The sequence below is a fragment of the Rhodanobacter sp. MP1X3 genome, from assembly GCF_014207165.1.
In the GTDB taxonomy this organism is placed as follows: Bacteria; Pseudomonadota; Gammaproteobacteria; order Xanthomonadales; family Rhodanobacteraceae; genus Rhodanobacter.
Genome location: NZ_JACHCO010000003.1, coordinates 462,756 through 482,124, shown reverse-complemented (window position 1 = coordinate 482,124; position 19,369 = coordinate 462,756). Strand labels below are relative to the sequence as shown.

At 60.7% G+C, this 19,369-nt stretch carries 16 protein-coding genes; all 16 read right to left on the bottom strand.

Translation table 11 applies throughout. From position 1 onward, the window contains the following. Positions 1–58: 58 nt before the first annotated feature. Positions 59–1,273, bottom strand: coding sequence for an FtsX-like permease family protein (locus HDE79_RS11270; protein ID WP_184602131.1), 1,215 nt, complete (start codon positions 1,271–1,273; stop codon positions 59–61). 79 nt (positions 1,274–1,352) lie between these two features. Further along, on the bottom strand, positions 1,353–2,681 hold the full coding sequence (locus HDE79_RS11265) for an ABC transporter permease (protein ID WP_184602051.1): 1,329 nt from the start codon (positions 2,679–2,681) through the stop codon (positions 1,353–1,355). A gap of 64 nt (positions 2,682–2,745) precedes the next feature. Then, the gene (locus HDE79_RS11260; protein WP_184602050.1) at positions 2,746–3,534 is read right to left on the bottom strand and encodes a type II CAAX endopeptidase family protein; all 789 of its coding nucleotides are present in this window, start codon (positions 3,532–3,534) and stop codon (positions 2,746–2,748) included. 29 nt (positions 3,535–3,563) lie between these two features. Continuing rightward, entirely contained in the window at positions 3,564–4,769 is a 1,206-nt protein-coding gene (locus HDE79_RS11255) for an FtsX-like permease family protein (RefSeq protein WP_184602049.1), read from the bottom strand. A gap of 7 nt (positions 4,770–4,776) precedes the next feature. Next, on the bottom strand, positions 4,777–6,078 hold the full coding sequence (locus HDE79_RS11250; RefSeq protein ID WP_184602048.1) for an ABC transporter permease: 1,302 nt from the start codon (positions 6,076–6,078) through the stop codon (positions 4,777–4,779). A 57-nt stretch (positions 6,079–6,135) separates the two neighbouring features. Further along, positions 6,136–6,624 (bottom strand): FtsX-like permease family protein, encoded by a 489-nt coding sequence (locus HDE79_RS22250; RefSeq protein ID WP_343205950.1) that lies wholly within the window; start codon positions 6,622–6,624, stop codon positions 6,136–6,138. Then, on the bottom strand, positions 6,621–7,370 hold the full coding sequence (locus HDE79_RS22245; protein WP_343205949.1) for an ABC transporter permease: 750 nt from the start codon (positions 7,368–7,370) through the stop codon (positions 6,621–6,623). The genes HDE79_RS22250 and HDE79_RS22245 overlap by 4 nt, the downstream gene beginning before the upstream one ends. Position 7,371: 1 nt before the next feature. After that, positions 7,372–8,676 carry an FtsX-like permease family protein gene (locus HDE79_RS11240; RefSeq protein ID WP_184602047.1) on the bottom strand — a complete coding sequence of 435 codons (1,305 nt, stop codon included), beginning with the start codon at positions 8,674–8,676 and terminating at the stop codon, positions 7,372–7,374. A 179-nt stretch (positions 8,677–8,855) separates the two neighbouring features. After that, on the bottom strand, positions 8,856–10,109 hold the full coding sequence (locus HDE79_RS11235; RefSeq protein ID WP_184602046.1) for an ABC transporter permease: 1,254 nt from the start codon (positions 10,107–10,109) through the stop codon (positions 8,856–8,858). Between the two features lie 10 nt (positions 10,110–10,119). Next, the gene (locus HDE79_RS11230; RefSeq protein WP_184602045.1) at positions 10,120–11,436 is read right to left on the bottom strand and encodes an ABC transporter permease; all 1,317 of its coding nucleotides are present in this window, start codon (positions 11,434–11,436) and stop codon (positions 10,120–10,122) included. Positions 11,437–11,612: 176 nt separating this feature from the next. Next, positions 11,613–12,857, bottom strand: coding sequence for an ABC transporter permease (locus tag HDE79_RS11225; protein WP_184602044.1), 1,245 nt, complete (start codon positions 12,855–12,857; stop codon positions 11,613–11,615). A gap of 10 nt (positions 12,858–12,867) precedes the next feature. Next, positions 12,868–14,184, bottom strand: coding sequence for an ABC transporter permease (locus tag HDE79_RS11220; RefSeq protein WP_184602043.1), 1,317 nt, complete (start codon positions 14,182–14,184; stop codon positions 12,868–12,870). A 63-nt stretch (positions 14,185–14,247) separates the two neighbouring features. After that, positions 14,248–15,477, bottom strand: coding sequence for an FtsX-like permease family protein (locus HDE79_RS11215; RefSeq protein WP_184602042.1), 1,230 nt, complete (start codon positions 15,475–15,477; stop codon positions 14,248–14,250). Positions 15,478–15,487: 10 nt separating this feature from the next. Then, positions 15,488–16,804: an ABC transporter permease gene (locus HDE79_RS11210; protein WP_184602041.1), complete on the bottom strand. Its 1,317-nt coding sequence runs from the start codon at positions 16,802–16,804 to the stop codon at positions 15,488–15,490. Between the two features lie 12 nt (positions 16,805–16,816). Further along, positions 16,817–18,043, bottom strand: coding sequence for an FtsX-like permease family protein (locus tag HDE79_RS11205; RefSeq protein ID WP_184602040.1), 1,227 nt, complete (start codon positions 18,041–18,043; stop codon positions 16,817–16,819). A gap of 13 nt (positions 18,044–18,056) precedes the next feature. Beyond that, the gene (locus HDE79_RS11200; RefSeq protein WP_184602039.1) at positions 18,057–19,364 is read right to left on the bottom strand and encodes an ABC transporter permease; all 1,308 of its coding nucleotides are present in this window, start codon (positions 19,362–19,364) and stop codon (positions 18,057–18,059) included. Positions 19,365–19,369: the final 5 nt, after the last annotated feature.

Genomic DNA, 19,369 nt, shown 5'->3' with positions numbered 1-19,369 from the left:
CCCTTGAGTACTTGAGTCATTGTTTCCTACTGATTGAAATGGCGTGGCGTGCGCAGCTTCATCCCGACCGCGTCGCCACCACCGGCGGCACGGCGGCAGCGCGCAACGCCGGACCCAGCACGGCAAGCTGGCCGAGTCCCCACAAGATCAGGGCTCCGGCGGGCAGGTAGTACAGCGGTAGTCGTGGCAATTCGTACTGCGTCATCAGCAACAGGTTCAACGCGTACGCCAGCAACATGCCGAGTGCGATACCCGACGTAACGATCAGGAAGTTCTCGGTCTGGAAGTAGCGCAGGATGTCGCCACGCGTCGCACCGATCGCGCGGCGGATGCCGATCTGCCGGCGCCGTTGCTGCACCCAGAAACTGGCGAGACCGACGATACCGAGCGCGGTGACCAGCAGCAGAGCCACGATCACGCCCAGCAGCATTCCCGCCATGATGCGGTCCTGACGGAAATAGACTTGCCGCAGATCGCCGATCGTCTGGCTGGCCTGTTGTTCGACTACCGCATCCGGCGCCAACTTGGCGATCGCGGCGCGCGCGTCCCGCAAGACGCGCGGGAGCTGTGCCGGATCGGCGCGCAGCAGGTAGACGCCCGAGAGATTCGCGCCCGGTTGTGCCGGCGTGAATACCGACCACTCGATGGTGCCGGGACCACCCTCACCGGCACTCGGACGCGCCAGATGCGCCACCACGCCTGTCACGCGAAAGTGGAAGTCCCCGCACCAGAATTCCTTGCCCAACGGATCGGTGTCAGGCCACAGGTGTTCGGCCAGTGAGCGGCTCACGATCACGTTTGCGCTCAAAGGAAGAAACGCTTTCATCGGTTGAAAATCATCTGCCCGCGGTGCGCGTCCGGAGATGAGCTGCAGGCCCAGCGCCTCGAAATTTCCCGGGCCGGCCACGTAGAAATCGACCACGCCAGCGAACTTCTGACCGGCGCTGTCCAGCGTGATGCCAGCGTTACCGGCGGTCTCGCCGAACGGCACCTCATTGATCACGCTGACCGACTGCATGCCCGGAATCTCGCGCAGACCGGACGTCACGCGGGCATTGAGATCGCTGGCCTTAGCCTCGTCGTAACCGGTCAGCTTGATCGTAGCCAGGGAACTCTCGTCCACGCCGCTGTCGACATGTGTCATCTGGATACGGCTGGCAATCAGAAAGCATGCGTTGCACAACACCGCGCACGCCAGTGCGATCTCCATGGCGATCAGGATGGTGGCGAGGCGATGGCGACGCAGGGCGGCAAGAACCGGCTGGATCTGCATGTCGAAAGTACCTGTAAGAAAACGCTCTTTTTGAGGAGTGCGGCCACGGATGGCCGCTTTCACGCGCATGGAAAGCGCATCACAAAGTCTTCAGTTGCAGACCAAGCGCAACACGGCTGGCACGCCAAGCGGGCACCGCACCTGCGAGCAGGCTGGCGACGATGGCCATGACGAACGTCGCCAGGAACATCGTGCTATCCAGGTGCAGCAGATCGGCGTACGCCACCGGCTGCTGGCGGATCAACGCAAGTCCGAGCAGTGTCAGAAGCCATCCGCCGAAACCACCGATCAACCCGATCAGACCGGCTTCAACCAGGCACTGCGTCAGCACGGCACCACGCGTCGCACCGAGCGCACGGCGTACACCGATCTCGCCGGAACGGCGCAGGAATTTCGCCAGCAGCAGGCCGACCGTGTTGAACAAACAGATCAGCAGGAACGCGAATGCCAGCCAGGTCTGCAGGCGCACGTCGCTGGGCACGACCTGGTTGAAATCGAGCCACTGCATCAGGCTGGGCATCCTCGTGTTGTCGGCATGCGTCAGGCGACCGAGCGCTTTCTGCTGCGTGGCGTAGTCGGTGATGAAGGCCTTGTAGTCAGCGACTTTGGCGGCGTTGCCGAGCTCCACCCACAACGCAACGCTGACGCAAGGCGATGTCGTCATCGACGTACCCGGATCCGGCGCACGCCAGCAGGTGAAGGCCATGAAGCCGTCGGTGTTGATATCCAACGAACTCGAAAACGGCATGAAGACTTCCTGCGGCTTACTGTAGAAGTCTGCCGTCTGGCCGTTCGAGAAACGGCCACCGACCAAGTCGTAGAACTGCGGCGATGGCCGCCATGGCGCGAGAACGCCGATAATGCGCACATCGCTGTCCTTGAGTCGTAACGTGCGGCCGACACTATTGGCGCCGCCGAATAGCTTGATGTTGAGATCAGAGGAAATCACGGCCACGCGCATGCGCTGCTGATCGTCCTGAGGCTGCCAGCTATCGCCGTACTGGAAAGGCACCGCGAACATCGGGAAGAAATCCGAAGTGGTCGAGAGCACTTGCGCCATCAATGGCGGCTGGTTCATATCGGGCGCGGTCAAGCGCAACGCACTGCGGCCGATGAGCGCCTGGCGATCGGCGCGATGAGCACTCCACAGATCCGTCGCCGAACGGTAATCCATCATGTCCCACGGTTTGTGGGTGTTCTCCGGATCGGGCAACGGCGACGGATCCACCTGCGGATAGAAGATGTGCTGGCTGCGCCCAGGCAGCGGATCACCGGACAGCAGGTGCATTACCGTCAGCGTGGTCATGCTCGCACCGATACCGACAGCAATCGCGATTACCATCAGCGCGGTCAGCATCTTGTTGCGCATGAGACTTCGCAGGGCAAGGTTGAGGTAATAACCAAACATGCTCATTCGCCCCCTGAAAAGTAAAGCATCTGAAAACGCCTTGCCCTCACACCGGATACGAAGCTCATACAAACTCCGCAGCAACGCGCTCATCGGATCGAGCCCGAGCCGCCAGCAGCAGAACGAATCCCGCCAAGACGTGAAGGCATGGGCTCAGTAGAACCAGGCAACCAGCCTCATGTGGGATAGCGACCCCAAGCGCGGTGATCGCGTTTGCGGCAGCATGGAAGACAACGCAGAGCAAGATGCTTGCGGTACGGCTGTACAGCCAGCCCAGCATCAGAGCCATGCCGACCACGCCCAGTGCAAAAACCGGGAAGTTGCTGCCGTACTGACTCACACCGGGGAGGAAAAAGAGCGGAACATGCCAGAGAGCCCAGACCAGGCCGACCCATAAAGCTGCCTTCGCAGACCCGATGGTGTGCGCGATCTCCGGTTGGGCAATACCCCGCCAGCCGGGCTCCTCCAGGCCGCCGCCCACGATCATGACGGCGAGCAGCGGCACGAACATGTACCAGGGCCGGATCGAAAGTGCGCTCGACAGATCCGGACGGAACAGCACGGCAATCATCGTCGAGGCGATAGCCAGAACTACTGGCAGGCCAATGGTCACGGCATACCACCAGCCGGCAACCCGCCAACGAAACAATCGTTGATGAAATTCCCTGAGCGGAGCCTGCGACGAAGTCGACAGCACGGCTACATATGCTCCGATCATCGGCCCGAGACCGCCGAGCACATAGAGCAGCATGAATGGCCATTGGCCATAGACGAGTTGCTGCGCACGTGCGAGCCAACCCAGGATGCCCCACGCACTCCACGTCACACTGAAGCAGACGATCAGGAAGACCAACAGACGCCGGCTCACAAAAGACTTCATCATCATGCCGACCTCGTCGCCACCACGGGCGGCACTGCTGCTGCGCGACGCGCCGGCCCGAACACAGCGAACTGACCGATCAGCCACAACGCAATCGCGCCACCTGGCAGGTAATACCAGGGCATGCGCTCCATCTCGTAGTGCTGCATCAGATACAGATTGATGCCGAATGCCAGACCCATGCCAATGACCACGCCAGCCGTACTGAGTAGAAAATTCTCGGCCTGGAAGTACTGCATGATGTGGCCGCGCGTGGCGCCCACGGCACGGCGAATGCCGATCTGCCGACGACGCTGCTGCACCCAGAAACTGGTCAGGCCAACGATGCCGAAAGCAGTCACCGCCAACATCACCACGCATACCAGCACCAGCATCCAGGCCATGCTGCTCATGTTCGCGAAATACCGTTCGCGGATATCGGTGTAGCTGTGGCCCTTGACGACCGCAATCGGGTCGAGCTCGCTCAAAGTCTGTTGGGCCTGCCGAACCACGCGGTCGCGATCCTGCGGCGCACTGCGCACCACGTAGTAGCTCAGCGCACCGTCGGGGCTGAGCGGAAAGAAGGTGCTGTACCAGGCCTTCTGGCTGTTCACGAACGGGCGCAGCACATCAGCCACCACGCCGACCACCGTGTAGGCCAACGGTTTGGAATAGAGCACCTTGCCCAGCGCCGACTGCCCCGGCCACATCCGCTCAGCCAAGCTTTGCGTGATGATGACGACATGCGTATCCACCAGTGGCATCGAGCCCCGCTTGCTGTCGGCGTATTCGTCTGAGCTGAAGAAACGTCCCTGCAGCAATTGCAGGCCAAGCGCCCTGTCGCCACCCTCACTGAGGAAGTACGCCGAGATATTCACGGCGTCGTTGAATCTGCTATCCGGCGTGGCACCAAACGCCCAGCCCCAGTTGTTGTTGCTCAATGGCACCGTGTTGGTTACCGCCACCGCTTGTACGCCGGCTATGGCACGCAACCGTGCAAGATTGCGCGGGATGTCACTGGAAGCCATCTTCGGGTCGCTGCCGTCCACGGTAATCACCCCGATGCCCCGCTCGTCGATGGCATTGGACCGCTGGATATCGACCACACGCTGGCCGATCATGAATACCGCATTGCACAGCACGGCACAGGCCAGCGCGATCTCCAGCACGATCAGGATGGCCGGAATCCGGTGTTTGCGCAGGCTGGCGAGAATCGGTCGGATTTCCATAAGTACCTCAGGCAGCCTTCAGTTGCGAACCGGGCGCAAGCCGGCTGGCCCGCCACGCCGGCAGCAAGCCGGCGACCAGGCTGGAAACGAGCGCCACCAGGAACGTAAGCAGAAACATGTGGACGTCCAGATGGGCAAGTCCGGCATATTCGGCCGGCTGGTGGCGGATGCACCAGAGACCAAACTCCGCAAAGACCAAGCCCAGCAAACCGCCTGCCAGCCCGACCATGCCGGCTTCGACCATGAACTGCGTGAAGATCTCACGCCGCATGGCGCCCAAGGCACGGCGCACACCGATCTCCTGCGAACGGCGCAGACACTTGGCCAGCAACAGGCCTACCGTGTTCACCACGCAGATCAGCAAAAAGCCAAAAGCGAGACCGGCCTGCAAGCGCACGTCGTCAGGCACCACCTTCTCGTTGCGCAGCCATTGCATCAGATCCGACAACGCCACCTCAGGGCGATAGAAGCGGCCCAGTGCGATCTGCTGCTGCGCATAGTTCGACAGGAATTGCCTGTACGCGGCGACCTCGGCATCGCTGGATAGCTCCACCCAGAAGCCCAGCCATATGCAAGGCGCCGTTTCCAGCTTGGTGACGTCAGCAACCGCCCAGCAGTCGTCGTTCGTCGGATCCATGTTGGCGGCACGCGCGGTCTGCAACGGCAGGAACACCGCATCACCGTCGCCATAGCTGCGTCCGCCCAACTCCTGCGCGTAGAAGCGCGGTTGTGGCGCCCATTTTTTCAAGACGCCGATGATGCGTAGATCGTGGTCATTGACGCGAATGATCCGGCCCACACTGCTGACGCCCCCAAACAGCTTGTCGTTGAGGAAGTCGGAGATCACCACGACCTGTGCACGGCTCTCATCGTCCGCCGAAGTCCAACCGGCGCCGTACTGGAACGACGCATCGAACATCGTGAAGAAATCCGCCGTGGTCATCACACCGTCGCTGAAAAACGGATGCTCGCCGCTGCGCAGCGGTGCAATTCTTGCGTCGGTCAATGCCAGCGCGACCTGCCGCTCGGCCTGGTGTGCGTGCAGCAGGTTCATCGCGTCGGTGTAGGCCATCAGGCGCTGCGGCTTGGTTTTCCCTGCCTCATAGCCATCCTTGGTATACGGATCGACTTGCGCATAGAAGAGGCGCGCACTCTTTTGTGGCAACGGATCGCCTGAGAGCAAACGCAGCACCGTCAATGTGGTGATCGACGCACCGATGCCCAACCCCAGCGTGACGATCATCAGCGCCGTAAGCACTTTGTTGCGCCGCAGACTGCGTAGCGCCAAGCCAAGGTAGTAGTCGAACATTTCGTACACTCCGTCAGCTTCTCCGCCCCTGCAAGCAGCGGAGGCAATCACATCAAGTCACACCGACCGCGTCGCCACCACCGGCGGCACCGCCGCCGCACGCAATGCCGGGCCAAGCACCGCTAGCTGCCCGATCACCCACAACGCGATCGCGCCAACCGGGAAATAGATGGCGGGAAGTCGTGGCAATTCGTAGTGCTGCATCAGGAACAGATTGATGCCGAAAGCGAGCGCCATGCCGATCACGATGCCGATGGTTGCCAGCAGAAAATTCTCGGTCTGGAAGTACTGCAGGATGTTGGCGCGGGTGGCGCCGAGCGCTCGGCGCACGCCGATGGTGCGTCGACGCTGCGCCACCCAGAAGCTGGCGAGGCCGACAATACCCAGTGCGGTGACGATCAGCAGCGCGAGGCACACGCCCACCAGGATGCCGGTCATCGCGCGATCGTTCGCGAAAAATGCGTGGCGCGCCTCGTCATAGGTGCGTTTCTGCAGCACCACGCGATTAGGGTCCAGCTGCTTCAGCGCAGCCAGCGCGGATTTCACAGTACCCGCTCGCGCTCCTGCGGCGCGCAGCGGATCAAGAAGCTGGCGCCCTGCGCCACGTTCATGCTGATCGGCCATACCGTGCTGTATTCGACGCCCTTTGACAATCGGTTCGGCCGAGCCAGGTGTGCGACCACGCCGACCACCCGGAACGGAAGGCCCTGGCCCAGATAGATCGGCTTGCCCAGCGCGCTCTGCCCCGGCCATAGCCTTTCGGCCAGCATCTGGGTGATCACCAGCACTTGCGGCAAGCCCTTGAGGTTCCCGCTGTGCAGGGCTGTCACGGCAGCATCGAGATCGACGAATTCGTCCGGCCGGAAATCACGCCCTGCCACCAGTCTTGTGCCCAATGTAGACAACAGGTTTTCACCCATGTACTGGGTGACGTCTACCGTGTCCTCCTGCTGCTGCGGATCGAGCTTGATACCGCTGTTCGACGAACCACCATCGGTGAATGGCATTTGGAAGACCAACGCCACCTGGGTTACACCCGGAATCTGCCGCAATGCCGCCAGATCGGTTTTGGCGCGCGCCTCGGCATCGGAGCGGTTGCCGATGTTGGCCAGTTGGACCTGCACCAGCTCATGCTCGGCGATGCCGCTGGGCAGATTCATGCGCTCCAGGCGCTGGCTGATCAGGAACACCGCGTTGCACACGATCGCGCAGGTCAACGCGATTTCCAGGATGAGCAGCCATGCGGTGATCTTGTGCCGCCGCAGAGTGGAGAGAATCGGCAGGATATCCATGTCAGTTGCTCTTCAGTTGCAGGGCAGGAGTGATCTGGCAAGCGCGCCAGGCCGGCAACAAGCCCGCCAGCAGGCTCGCGCCTAGCGCCAGCAGGAAGGTGGTCAGCAGCATCCAGGGGTCCAGATGCGCCAGTGCCGCGTAGCTGGTCGGTTGCTGGCGCACAAGCCACAGACCGAGAAAGGCCAGTAACAAACCGCCAATGCCGCCGCTGAGACCAATCACACCAGCCTCCACCAACAGCTGCCCGAACAGCGCACGGCGCGAGGCGCCCAACGCTCGGCGCACACCCAGCTCACCCGCTCTGCGCATGAACTTGGCCAGCATCAGCCCCACCGTATTGACCAGACACACCAGCAGGAAGCCGAACGCCAGCCATACCTGCAGGCGCACGTCCCCGGGCACCACCATGTTGTAGTCCAGCCAGCCCATCAGATTGCGCAGGCGTACATTCGGCGGCCGCTGGAAACGCCCTAGCGCTTTTTGTTCCTGCGAGTAATGCACCAGGAACTCTTTGTAGACCGCAGCCTGCGCCGGGTTGTCCAGTTGCACCCAGAACTGCAGCCACACGCAAGTTCCGCTGTGGTCCGGGCGTTGACCCGCCCCACCGTTGCCCCAGCAATCGACGGAGCCATCATGGACAAGCTGCAGATCCTGCGAGGTGGACAGTGGCATATAAACCCCCTCGCTCTCGGCATAGTTGGTCACATTGAGGTCATAGAAATGCGGGTTCGGGCGCCAGTCGCCGAGCACGCCGACGATGCGCAATGCCGTGCCCTCCAGCCGCAGCATCTGGCCAGTACTGTCCTTGCCGCCGAACAACTTGTCGTTCAACGCGCTGCTGATCACCACCAACCGTGCGCTGCTGTCGTCATCAGCAGCGTTCCAGCCATGGCCGTACTGAAACAGCACACCAAACATCGGAAAGAAATCGGCGGTGGTGAAGCGCGCGTCCTCGTAGAACGGGTCGAGCGCGGACTGCGTCGGCTGGACCGCCACCGTGCCGCCTGTCATCAGCGCTTGACGATTCGCACGCTTCGCTTGCAACAGATTCTTGCCGTCAGTCCAGCTCACCTGCTCCATCGGCTCTTTGTCGGAATCGTGACCGGCGCTGTCACGAGGATCGACCTGCGGGTAATACAATGTGTTGCTGCGCTCCGGCAGCGGATCACCGGACAGCACATGCAGCACGGTCAACGTGGTCATGCTGGCACCAATACCGAGCGCGATCGCCAGTACCATCAGCGCGGTGAGCGCCCTGTTGCGCATGAGGCTGCGCAAGGCCAGTTCGAGGTAATAGGCGAACATGCATCAGGCTCCGGGAAAAAGTAAGAGACGAGGGGCGAGTCGCGAGAGCGCAAGTCCGCGAGATGACCACCAGCCCGGCGGGTGCAAAGGCAACAGCACAACGTCGACAGCAGGCAACATGTGCAGCCCGACGCTGCTACCCTCGCCCTCCACAACTCGCCCGTCGCCCCTGCCTCCCATCACGCCGCTCGCGTCGCTTCGACCGGCGACACGTTGGACGCGCGCCGTGCGGGAACGAAGACAGCAACCTGGCCCAGTATCATCAGCGCGACCAGACCGACCAGCACGTAGGCCAACGGGATGCGATCCATCTCGAAATGCTGCATCAGCCAGGCGTTGAGCCCGAGGGCGAGTAGTACGCCAGTCACCGCGCCGATGCCGGCGATCATCAGGTTCTCGATCTGGAAGTAATGCAGGATGTCGATCTTGCGAGCCCCCAGCGCGCGCCGCACGCCGATCTGCCGATGTCGCTGACCGACCCAGAAACTGGTCAGGCCGACAATGCCCGCCGCGGTAACCCCGAGCAGAATCAGGCAGACCACACCCATCAGGATTGCCATACCGATATCGGCTCGGTAGGCACTGGCACGGATATCGGCGAACGACTTGACGCTGTCGTCGTCGAGGACGCGCAGCGGGTTGACCTTGTAGAGCGTCGACGGTATCGCACGCATAGCCGCCTCCAGACGACCCGGCTTGGCACGTACCACATAGCGCGCATAGTTGTGGTCGATCCGGGTTGGCTCCAGCGTGGCGTTGTAGGCGAAATTGTTGGTCCAGCTGCCGGAGCCCGGTACCTGCAGGCGTTCGACCACGCCAATGATGGTGGTCGGCGTGGTACCTCCATCGAGATACATCACCTTGCCGACCGCACTTCCCTGCGGAAACAGCTTGTCCGCAATGGGCTTGGTGACAATGACGATCGACGGTTCGGTCTGATCACGAAAACTATGGTGCTGGATGTCGCCCGTATTGAAGGCACGCCCGGCGATCAGACGCAGCCCCAGCGTGGAAAGCATCTGTTCGTCGCCAAAATAAAAGGTCGTCCGCGTGTTGCCCTTGCTCTCGGTCGCTCCCGGCTTGAGCGAAATCTCACCGTTCGATGAGGAGTTGAGCAACGGCAGCGAATTGATCGACGCGACCGAAGCGACATCCGGCAGAGTGCGCAGCGCGACCAGATCTTCCTTCTGCATGCTGTCGAGTTTTTCGACGCCGGCAGGGTCATCGCCGCTGGGAGCACCTACCCACTGTTGGGTAACCAGAAACAGGTTGCTCTCGTCGAGCCCGGTGAGCCGGTTCACCCGTTCGATACGCTGACCGATGATGAAGATGGCATTGCAGACGATCGCCAAGGTCAGCGCGATCTGCATCGAAATCAACACGACGCCGGACTTGTGCTTGCGCAATGCCGCGAGAATGGGATGGAGAGCCATGACGTTGTCCTCAGTTCGACTTGAGCTGCCACGCGGGCTGAACGCGTGCAGCACGGAAAGTGGGGTACAGGCCAGCCAGCAGCGTCGCGACGACGGCAATCAGCAGGGTCATGGCGAGCAACATCAGATCCACCCGGGCCAGCGCGGCGATGTCCTTCGGCAACACCCAGCCAACACTGGCCACGCCCACGCCGGTCAACAGCAGGCCGAGTACGCCACCGGCCAGACCGATCATCCCGGCCTCGGTAAGGAACTGCGCGTAGATCGACAGGCGCTGCGCACCCAGCGCGCGGCGCACGCCGATTTCGCTGCTACGGCGCAGAAATTTCGCCAGCAGCAGACCGGCCGTGTTGACCAGGCAGACGATCAACAACCCAAGCGCCACCAGCAATGAGACCTTGGTGTCACTGGGCACCACATGCTGCGAATCCAGCCAGTCCGGCAGATTGCGCAAGCGATTGTTGGGCGCCCAGGCAAAGCGGCCGGATTGCTGCTGCTGATGCGCATAACCGTCCAGATATGCCTTGTATGTACTTGCCGTCGCCGCGTCATCCAGTTCGGCCATGTAGGCGATCCAGACGCAGCTGGAATGCTGCAGGCCGACGAAACCCGATTCCGCAGGGATTGCGTTGCAGTTGGTGTTGCCGTCGTTGGGGATGGAGAGCGCAATCGCCCGCTCGAACGGCAGAAACACGTCGTCCAGACCGGTCGAGAATCCGCCGCTGTTAACGACATCGTAGAAGCGCGGCTGCGGATTCCAGTCGTTCGTCACACCAACCACACGGTAGTCCTTGCCTTCGACATTGACCGTCTTGCCCACGCTGTTGGCACCACCAAACAATTTCTCGTTGAGCTTGCTGCTGATCACCACCACCGCAGCGCGCTGCTCGTCGTCGTCCGCACTCCAACCGTTGCCATATTTGAACGGCACGTCCAGCATCGGAAAAAATTCGCTGTATACGGCATGCCCACTGACATTGATCGGATGTTTGCTGGCATCGGCCGGAACGATAGACGGGGAAACCTGGTACATCGCCGACTGCAGTTTGGCGCGGTGATCGCGCATCAGTTTCATCGCATCGGTATAGTCCATCGCGACGGGTGGCTCGCCATCGTCGCCGCGCCCCGTTGGTCCCCACATGTCGATCTGCGGTACGAACAGCTGTGATGATTTCCACGGAATCGGATCGCCCGACACCGCACGAAACACCGAATACGTCGTCATCGATGCGGCCACACCGAAACCGATCGAGAGCACCATCAGAATGGTCAGTCCGGGGCTGCGCTTGAGGCTGCGCAGGGCCAGTTCGAGGTAATAGGCAAACATGCGTCAGGCTCCGGTGCGGGTGAGTGGTGAAGGCGCAGAAAATAGAGAGGGGGAACGAGCAGCAAGCAACGAGGGTGTCGGTTCGTGAGCCTTCGATATGCAGGGCGTGAGCAACGCCGGCGCCACGGCGTTGTCACTGTTGCCCTTCACGATTCGCCCCTCGTCCCTGCTTTGCATCACGCCGCCCGTGTCGCTTCGATTGGCGACACGCGCGAAGCGCGGCGTGCCGGTACAAATACTGCCGCCTGACCCAGTGCCAGCAATGCGACCATGCCGATCAGCACGTAGATCACCGGCATGCGCGGCATCTCGTACTGACTCATCAGCCACAGGTTGAGCCCGACGGCGAGTACGACGCCGACCACCACGCCACCACCGGCAATCATCAGGTTTTCGATCTGGAAGTAATGCAGGATGTCGACCTTGCGTGCGCCAAGCGCGCGGCGCACGCCGATCTGCCGGTGCCGCTGGCCGACCCAGAAACTGGTCAGGCCGACGATACCTGCCGCGGTGACGCAAAGCATGATCAGGCAGACCACCGCCATCAAAATGGCCATGCCACGGTCGGCTCGATAAGCCTCGTGGCGTATCTCGGCAAAGCTGCGAATGCCACGATCCTCGTCGATGACCCGTTCCGGGTTGGCGGAAAACAGTGCTGTGCGTGCGGCCGCCATCACCGCGGCCTGCTGGCCCGGCCTGGTTTTCACTACATACCGCGAGATGTTGCCGTCCTGACGAACCGGCTCGATTATCGTGTAGTAATCGGAGTTATTGCCGAAAGTTTCCACCATGGACGACTCCAGCAGCTTGACGACGCCAATGATCGTGGTGCCCTTGGTGTCGCTGTAGATCGTCTTGCCCACCGCACTCTGGTTCGGAAACAATTTTTCGGCAGCGGCCTGACTCACGATGACCGAGGGCGGCAGCGCGTCATCGCGGAATCCCTGGTGCTGAACGTCGGCCGCGGTGAATGCACGCCCGGCAACGAGCTGTACACCCAGCGTGCTCATCAGCTTTTCGTCACCCAGAAACATCGTTGCCGACAGCGTCGAATTTTTCTGGTCCGGCGTCAGCGTGATGCCATTGATCATCGAGCTGTTGAACAGCGGCAGCGAATTGGTAGCGGCTACCGACTCCACACCTGGCAGCCGCCGCAAGGTATCCAGATCGGCACGCACCAACGAATCGATTTTTTCGACAGCGTCTGGCGCGCCATCCTCGGGCGTGCCCACCCATTGCTGCGAAATGACAAACAGATTCGCTTCGTCAATACCGGTGGGACGGTTAACACGATCGACACGTTGACCGATGATGAAGATCGCATTGCAGACAATAGCCAGGGTCAACGCAATCTGCAGGGCAATCAGGATGACGCCGGCCTTGTGTCGGCGCAGAGCGGCGAGGATCGGATGCGTGCTCATGATGGATTCCTCAATTCGATTTCAGCTGCCACGCGGGTTGCACGCGTGACGCACGGAAGGTGGGGTACAGGCCAGCCAGCAGTGCGGAGATCACCGCGACGACAAGGGTCAGCAGCAACAGCGAGAAGTTGACGTGCGCCAGCGCGGCAATGTCCTTGGGCAGCACCATGCCGACGCCGAGCACGCCCAGCGCCGTAAACACCAAGCCGACTACACCGCCTGCCAGACCCACGATGCCGGCCTCGGTAAGAAACTGTGCATAGATCGCCGCCTGCGGTGCACCCAGCGCACGGCGTACGCCGATCTCGCTGCTGCGACGAAGAAACTTGGCCAGCAGCAATCCAACCGTATTCACCAGACAGACGATCAACAGGCCCAGTGCCACCAACAGCGACACCTTGGTGTCACTCGGCACTACGTGCTGGTTATCGAGGAAGGCCGGCACATCGCGCAGGCGATTGTTCGGCGCCCAGGTGAAACGACCGGCGCTTTTCTGCGCCAGCGCATAGCCGTCAAGATACTCACGGTATTTTTGTATGGCGGTGGCATCGTCCAGCTCCGCCATGAACTCGATCCAGACACAGCTTGAACGCTGCATTCCTGCGAATCCGGCTTCCGCAGGATTGCTATTGCAAGAAGTGTTGCCGGCGTTGTTCATGTTCACGGCAATGGCGCGCGTGAAAGGCAGAAAAACGTCATCGGTATCGGTATCGAATCCGCCAGTGTCGACCACGTCATAGAACCGAGGTTGCGGGTCCCACTTACCGAGTACGCCGACAATCTGGTAATCCTTGCCGCCGATATCCAGTGTCTTGCCGACACTGTTCTGGCCATCGAACATTTTCTGATTGAGCTTGCCGCTGATCACTACAACAGCCGCCTGGTTGGTATCGGCATCGACCGACCAACCGCTGCCATAAGCAAACGGCACGTCCAGCATTGGAAAAAACTCGCTGTAAACCGCATGCCCGGAAATGCTGATCGGATGACGACCCGACCCCGGCACCTCCATCGTTGGCGCCACGCGGTAGCTCGCCGACTGCAGTTTGGCGCGGTGATCACGCATCAACGCCACGGCGTCGATATAGTCCAGCGCGTTCGGCGGCTCGCCATCCGCCCCTCGTCCGGCCGGTCCCCACATGTCGATCTGCGGTACAAACAGCTGCGACGATTTCCATGGAATCGGATCACCCGACACTGCGCGAAACACCGAGTACGTTGTCATCGACGCCGACACACCAAAGCCGATGGCCAGCACCATCAGAAGGGTAAGTCCGGGGCTGCGCTTCAGACTGCGCAGCGCCAGCTCAAGGTAATAACTGAACATGCGTATCTCCGGATTGGGGCGCCATCAGACAGGTAAATTCGATGGGATAAAATTTGAGGGTGTTCATACCGAGCGGGTTGCCTCCACTGGCGACACGCGCGAGGCACGCAGGGCCGGTGCCAACGTGGCGAGTTGGCCGAGCAGAAGCACCACAAGGACACCGACGCCGACATACGCAAGCGGCATTCGATTCAATTCGAAATACGCGATCAGCCCCAGATTCAAGCCCACTGCGAGTACCGAGCCGACTATCACACCGCCGGTGCTGATCAAAAGATTTTCGGTCAGGAAGTAGTCGAGAATATTGCGTCGAGTCGCACCCAGCGCACGGCGCACGCCAATCTGCTTGCGCCGCTGGCCCACCCAGAAGCTGGTAAGCCCGACGATGCCGGCAGCGGTGATCGCCAAAAGCACCACGCAAATCAAACCCATCATGATCGCCATGCCGCGATCACTCTTGTAGGCCTTGGTGCGTACATCACTTAAACGCTGCACACCATCCCGGGGGGAAATAATGCGCAGTCGATTGGCTGCGAATAAAGCCTTTGATACGCCATCAAACACCGCATCCATCTGACCCGGCTTGACACGCACCACATAGTTGTCGCCCCGCAACGTCGACAGCTGATCAGGCACCAGCGTCGAGCGCTCGGCCCAGTTGTCGGCAAAACTGTAGACCCATGGCACCTGCATGCGTTCGACGATGCCGACGATGGTGCTCGGCTTGGCACTGAGGTAAACCGCCTTGCCCAATGCATCGCCACGCGGAAACATTTTTTCGGCCAGGTCCCGGGTAACGATGATTTCCGACAACGCCATGCTGGAGACATCTTTCGCCTGCCTGATTTCATCCGCTTGGAAATTTCGCCCTGCGATCAACTTCAGACCGAGCGTCGGCAACGTGTGCTGATCCGCGAAGTAGATGGCCGTACTCGTCACCGATGCCTGCTTTTCAGGCGTGTAGCCCATGCCGAACGAGATGCCTCCGTTACCCAGTGGCCACGCATTGGTGGCGTAGGCATCGGCCACACCTGGTAACTGCCGCAACGTGGCCAGGTCGGCGGCCATCAACGACGACATTTCATCCGTCGAAGGTTTACCAGCCCACTGATTCTGGATGACCAGCAGACTCGCCTCATCGACACCGGTGGGACGGGAGAGATGCGCCATACGCTGACGAATGATGAATAACGCGTTGCACACAATGGCCAGCGTCAGCGCGATCTGCAAAGCGATCAGCGCCGTACCGGACTTATGGTGTCTGAGCGCAGCGAGAATAGGTTTTATCTGCATGCCGGCCATCTCAGTTTGACTTCAATTGCCATGCCGGCTGTACACGCGCCGCACGCCAGGTGGGGTAGAACGCGGCAACAACCGTAGCTGCGACCGAAACCAGCAACGTAAATCCGACCAGGCTGACATTGAGGCGCGCCAGTCGCGCTATTTCAGGTTCGAAAACCAGGCTGATACCCAGTACGCCAAATGCCGTCAGCAACAGACCGAGCAGACCGCCAGCAACACCGACAACCGCCGCCTCGGTGAGAAACTGCGTGTAAATCTGACGACGCGATGCGCCCAGCGCGCGACGCACACCAATCTCCGATGCACGGCGCATGAATTTGGCCAGTAGCAGACCAATGGTGTTGACCAGACACACCAGTAGAAAGCCGAGCGCCAGCACCAACGAGACCGTCGTTTCCTTGGGCACCACGTGTTCACGATCGAGCCATTGCATGAGATTGCTCAGCCGAATATTTGGCACCCAGTGAAAGCGACCGGCATGCTGCTGATCGGCGGCATAGGCTTCCAGATAGGACTGGTAGCGCGCCACGGCATTGGCATCGGGTAGCTCCACCCAAAGTGAAATCCAGGCACATTCCGAATGGAGCCAGCCGTCCCAACCCGGTGCCTGGCCTGTGGTGCCGTAGCAATTGTTGTTACCCAGGGTTTCGGTCTGAAGATCGATCGCACGCGTCAATGGCATGAACACATCGGGAGCATCACCGAAGCCGCTGCCGTTGTTGACGTCGTAGAAACGCGGCCGCGGATCCCAATCTGCCACGACGCCGGCAATACGGTAATCACGACCGTCCAATTGAATTCCGCGACCTACGCTGTTGGCGCCAGCAAAGATTTTCTGATTCAGCTCACTACTGATAACGACGACGTTGGCTCGATTATCGTCATCGGCGCCTTGCCAGCCGCTGCCATACTGAAAAGGCACGTCGAACATCGCAAAAAATTCGGCGTATGCCGCGTATCCATTGACGGCAAATGGCTGACTCGATGGATCGACCGGTACCAGGGTGAAACCGACCGGATAGATCGCGGTCTGCCTGACGGCCTTGTGCGCGTGCATCAAGGCCATGGCATCGGTGTAGCTAAGCGACTCCGGAAGATTGCCACCCGTCTTGCGACTCTGCGGCCCCCAGTTATCTATCTGCGGCACGAACAACTGACCTGACTTATCAGGTAGCGGATTGCCTGACACGGCACGAAACACGGCATATGTCGTCATCGACGCCGCCACGCCGAAGCCGATCGCCATGACCATCAGCGCCGTCAACACCGGGTTGCGCCGCAGACTGCGCAGGCCGAGTTCAAAATAGTAGGCAAACATTTCAGGCCTCCGTCATGTCGAACGTGTCGCTTCGACAGGTGACACGCGCGAAGCCCGCAAGGCCGGAGCCAGCGTGGCAAGTTGGCCGAGTAACAGCAGGATGATCACACCGTCGATCACGTAAGCCAGCGACAGCCGTGCCATCTCAAACCGAGCCATCATCCAAAGGTTGATCCCAACCGCCAGCACCGTGCCGACCATCACGCCACCCACGCTGATCAGAAAATTTTCGGTAAGGAAATAGTTGAGGATGTCTCCGCGACGGGCACCCAAAGCCCGGCGCACACCGATCTGCTTGCGCCGTTGGCCGACCCAGAAACTGGTCAGCCCGACGATGCCGGCAGCAGTGATCGCCAGCAATACCGCGCTGATGATGCCCATCAGGATCGCCATGCCGCGGTCGCTGTCATAGATGCGTTCGCGGATCTGGGCATAGTTGCCACCATCCTTGGGATCGATGATGCGCATGCGGTTTTGCGCGTATAGGGCCTGCGGAACCGCGCGCATAGCAGCGGCGAGCTGGCCCGGTTTGGCGCGTACGATGTAGTAGAGGCCATCTGTGTCCTCGCGCATCGGCCACAACAAGGACTCGTAGGCGTAGGGCTTGCTCCAGGTCTTGACGTCCTGTCTCTGCAAACGTTCGATGATGCCAATGATGGTGCTCGGCGTGCTGCTCATCGAGTAGATCGGCTTGCCCAGCGCCGAGCCATCCGGAAACAAGTGGTCGGCCAGGGCCTTGGTCACAATTACCACAGGCGGAATCACCACTTGGCGCGACGTCATCTGCATGACTTCGGAAGCGTTGAAATTGCGCCCGGCAATCAGCTTCACGCCCAGGGTATCGAGCATATGCTCGTCGCCCATATACACCGACGCGTCGGTGGTCTTCTCGATCTGCTCTGGCGTCAGCATCACGTAGTTGTCCCAGCCACCGCCGGTCAGCGGATAGCCATCGCTTGGCGAGGCATCGCGCACACTGGGCAACTGTCGCAAGGCGGCCAAGTCAGCCTGGATCTGCGCATCGACCTCTTGCGGCGACCTATGACCCGCCCATTGGTTGGAGATCACCAGCAGGTTCGCTTCGTCGATACCGGTAGGCTCGGACATATGCGCCAACCGCTGCTGGATAATGAATAGCGCATTGCAGACGATCGCCAGAGTCAGCGCGATCTGCAAGGCGATCAGCACGGTGCCGGCCTTGTGACGGCGCAATGCGGCGAGAATGGGTTTGATCTGCATGCCGGTCTCCGCCTCAATTGGATTTCAGCTGCCAGGCTGGCTGCACTCGCGCCGCACGCCAGGCGGGGTAGAACGCCGCCACCACGGTGGCGAGAATCGCAACAGCCAGGGTCAGCGCCACCAACGAAAAGTCCAGGTGCGCAAGGCGCGCGATCTGCGGCTGAAACAGCAGACCCACCCCGGAAATGCCCACGGTGGTAAGCAGCAGGCCCAGCACGCCACCGGCCAGTCCCACAGTAGCCGCCTCGATCAGATACTGCGTATAGATTTCCCGGCGCGAGGCGCCCAAGGCACGGCGTATCCCGATTTCGCCCGCACGACGCAGGAACTTGGCCAGCAGCAGACCAATGGTGTTGACCAGGCAGATCACGAAGAAGCCCAGCGACACCAGCAGCGAGATGCGACTTTCCGGCGGTACGACATGCTGGTAGTCAAGCCATTGCATCACGTTGCGCAAGCGCACGTTGGGTGCCCAGGCGAAACGCCCTGCACGCTGCTGATCCGTTGCATAGTCTTCGAGGAACTTGCCGTAGCGCGCAACTTCCACCGCACTATCCAGCTCCACCCATGGCGTGGCCCAGACGCAACTGCTGCGCAGCCAGCCGTCCCAGCCAGAAAAGTCCATATGCCCACGGCAGCTATTGCTACCCGGATTAGCCTGCACATCCAGTGCGCGAGTGAACGATAGATAGAAATCCGTGGCGTCCTTGAAACCGCTGGTGTTGAACAACGAGAAAAAGCGCGGCTGGGGATCCCAATGTCGGGTGACACCAGCGATGCGATAGTCGTGCCCATCCAGAGTGATTTCGCGGCCGACGCTATTGGCGCCGTCGAACAATTTCTGATTGAACTCCTCGCTCAGCACTACCACGGCCGCGCGCCGATCGTCGTCCGCCATGTTCCAGCCGCCACCGTAAAGAAAAGGCACTTCGAACATCGGAAAGAAGTCGCCGTATACCGCATAGCCGTTCGCGGCGACAGGCAAGCTGTCGTTGCCACTCGGTAGTACGGACATACCCACTCCATACAGCAGGGTCTGTCGCCGGGCCCGATGCGCACGCATCAGCGCCATGGCATCGATGTAATTCAGCGCGTCAGCAGGTTCGCCCTTGAGATTCTGCTGCGGGCCCCAGCTGTCAATCTGCGGCGTGAACAGCTGCGCGGATTTCTCCGGAATCGGATTGCCCGACACGGCGCGAAATACCGAGTAGGTAATCATCGATGCCGCTACACCAAAACCGATCGCCATCACCATCAGCGCGGTTAGCGCCGGATTGCGCCGCAGGCTGCGTAGGCCGAGTTCAAAATAGTAGGCAAACATTTAAT

Excerpts from the sequence above, each read along its gene's own strand:
- HDE79_RS11270 (WP_184602131.1), bottom strand. The coding sequence starts at position 1,273 with ATGCAGATCCAGCCGGTTCTTGCCGCCCTGCGTCGCCATCGCCTCGCC.
- HDE79_RS11265 (WP_184602051.1), bottom strand. The coding sequence starts at position 2,681 with ATGTTTGGTTATTACCTCAACCTTGCCCTGCGAAGTCTCATGCGCAAC.
- HDE79_RS11255 (WP_184602049.1), bottom strand. The coding sequence starts at position 4,769 with ATGGAAATCCGACCGATTCTCGCCAGCCTGCGCAAACACCGGATTCCG.
- HDE79_RS11250 (WP_184602048.1), bottom strand. The coding sequence starts at position 6,078 with ATGTTCGACTACTACCTTGGCTTGGCGCTACGCAGTCTGCGGCGCAAC.
- HDE79_RS22245 (WP_343205949.1), bottom strand. The coding sequence starts at position 7,370 with ATGGATATCCTGCCGATTCTCTCCACTCTGCGGCGGCACAAGATCACC.
- HDE79_RS11240 (WP_184602047.1), bottom strand. The coding sequence starts at position 8,676 with ATGTTCGCCTATTACCTCGAACTGGCCTTGCGCAGCCTCATGCGCAAC.
- HDE79_RS11235 (WP_184602046.1), bottom strand. The coding sequence starts at position 10,109 with ATGGCTCTCCATCCCATTCTCGCGGCATTGCGCAAGCACAAGTCCGGC.
- HDE79_RS11230 (WP_184602045.1), bottom strand. The coding sequence starts at position 11,436 with ATGTTTGCCTATTACCTCGAACTGGCCCTGCGCAGCCTCAAGCGCAGC.
- HDE79_RS11225 (WP_184602044.1), bottom strand. The coding sequence starts at position 12,857 with ATGAGCACGCATCCGATCCTCGCCGCTCTGCGCCGACACAAGGCCGGC.
- HDE79_RS11220 (WP_184602043.1), bottom strand. The coding sequence starts at position 14,184 with ATGTTCAGTTATTACCTTGAGCTGGCGCTGCGCAGTCTGAAGCGCAGC.
- HDE79_RS11215 (WP_184602042.1), bottom strand. The coding sequence starts at position 15,477 with ATGCAGATAAAACCTATTCTCGCTGCGCTCAGACACCATAAGTCCGGT.
- HDE79_RS11210 (WP_184602041.1), bottom strand. The coding sequence starts at position 16,804 with ATGTTTGCCTACTATTTTGAACTCGGCCTGCGCAGTCTGCGGCGCAAC.
- HDE79_RS11205 (WP_184602040.1), bottom strand. The coding sequence starts at position 18,043 with ATGCAGATCAAACCCATTCTCGCCGCATTGCGCCGTCACAAGGCCGGC.
- HDE79_RS11200 (WP_184602039.1), bottom strand. The coding sequence starts at position 19,364 with ATGTTTGCCTACTATTTTGAACTCGGCCTACGCAGCCTGCGGCGCAAT.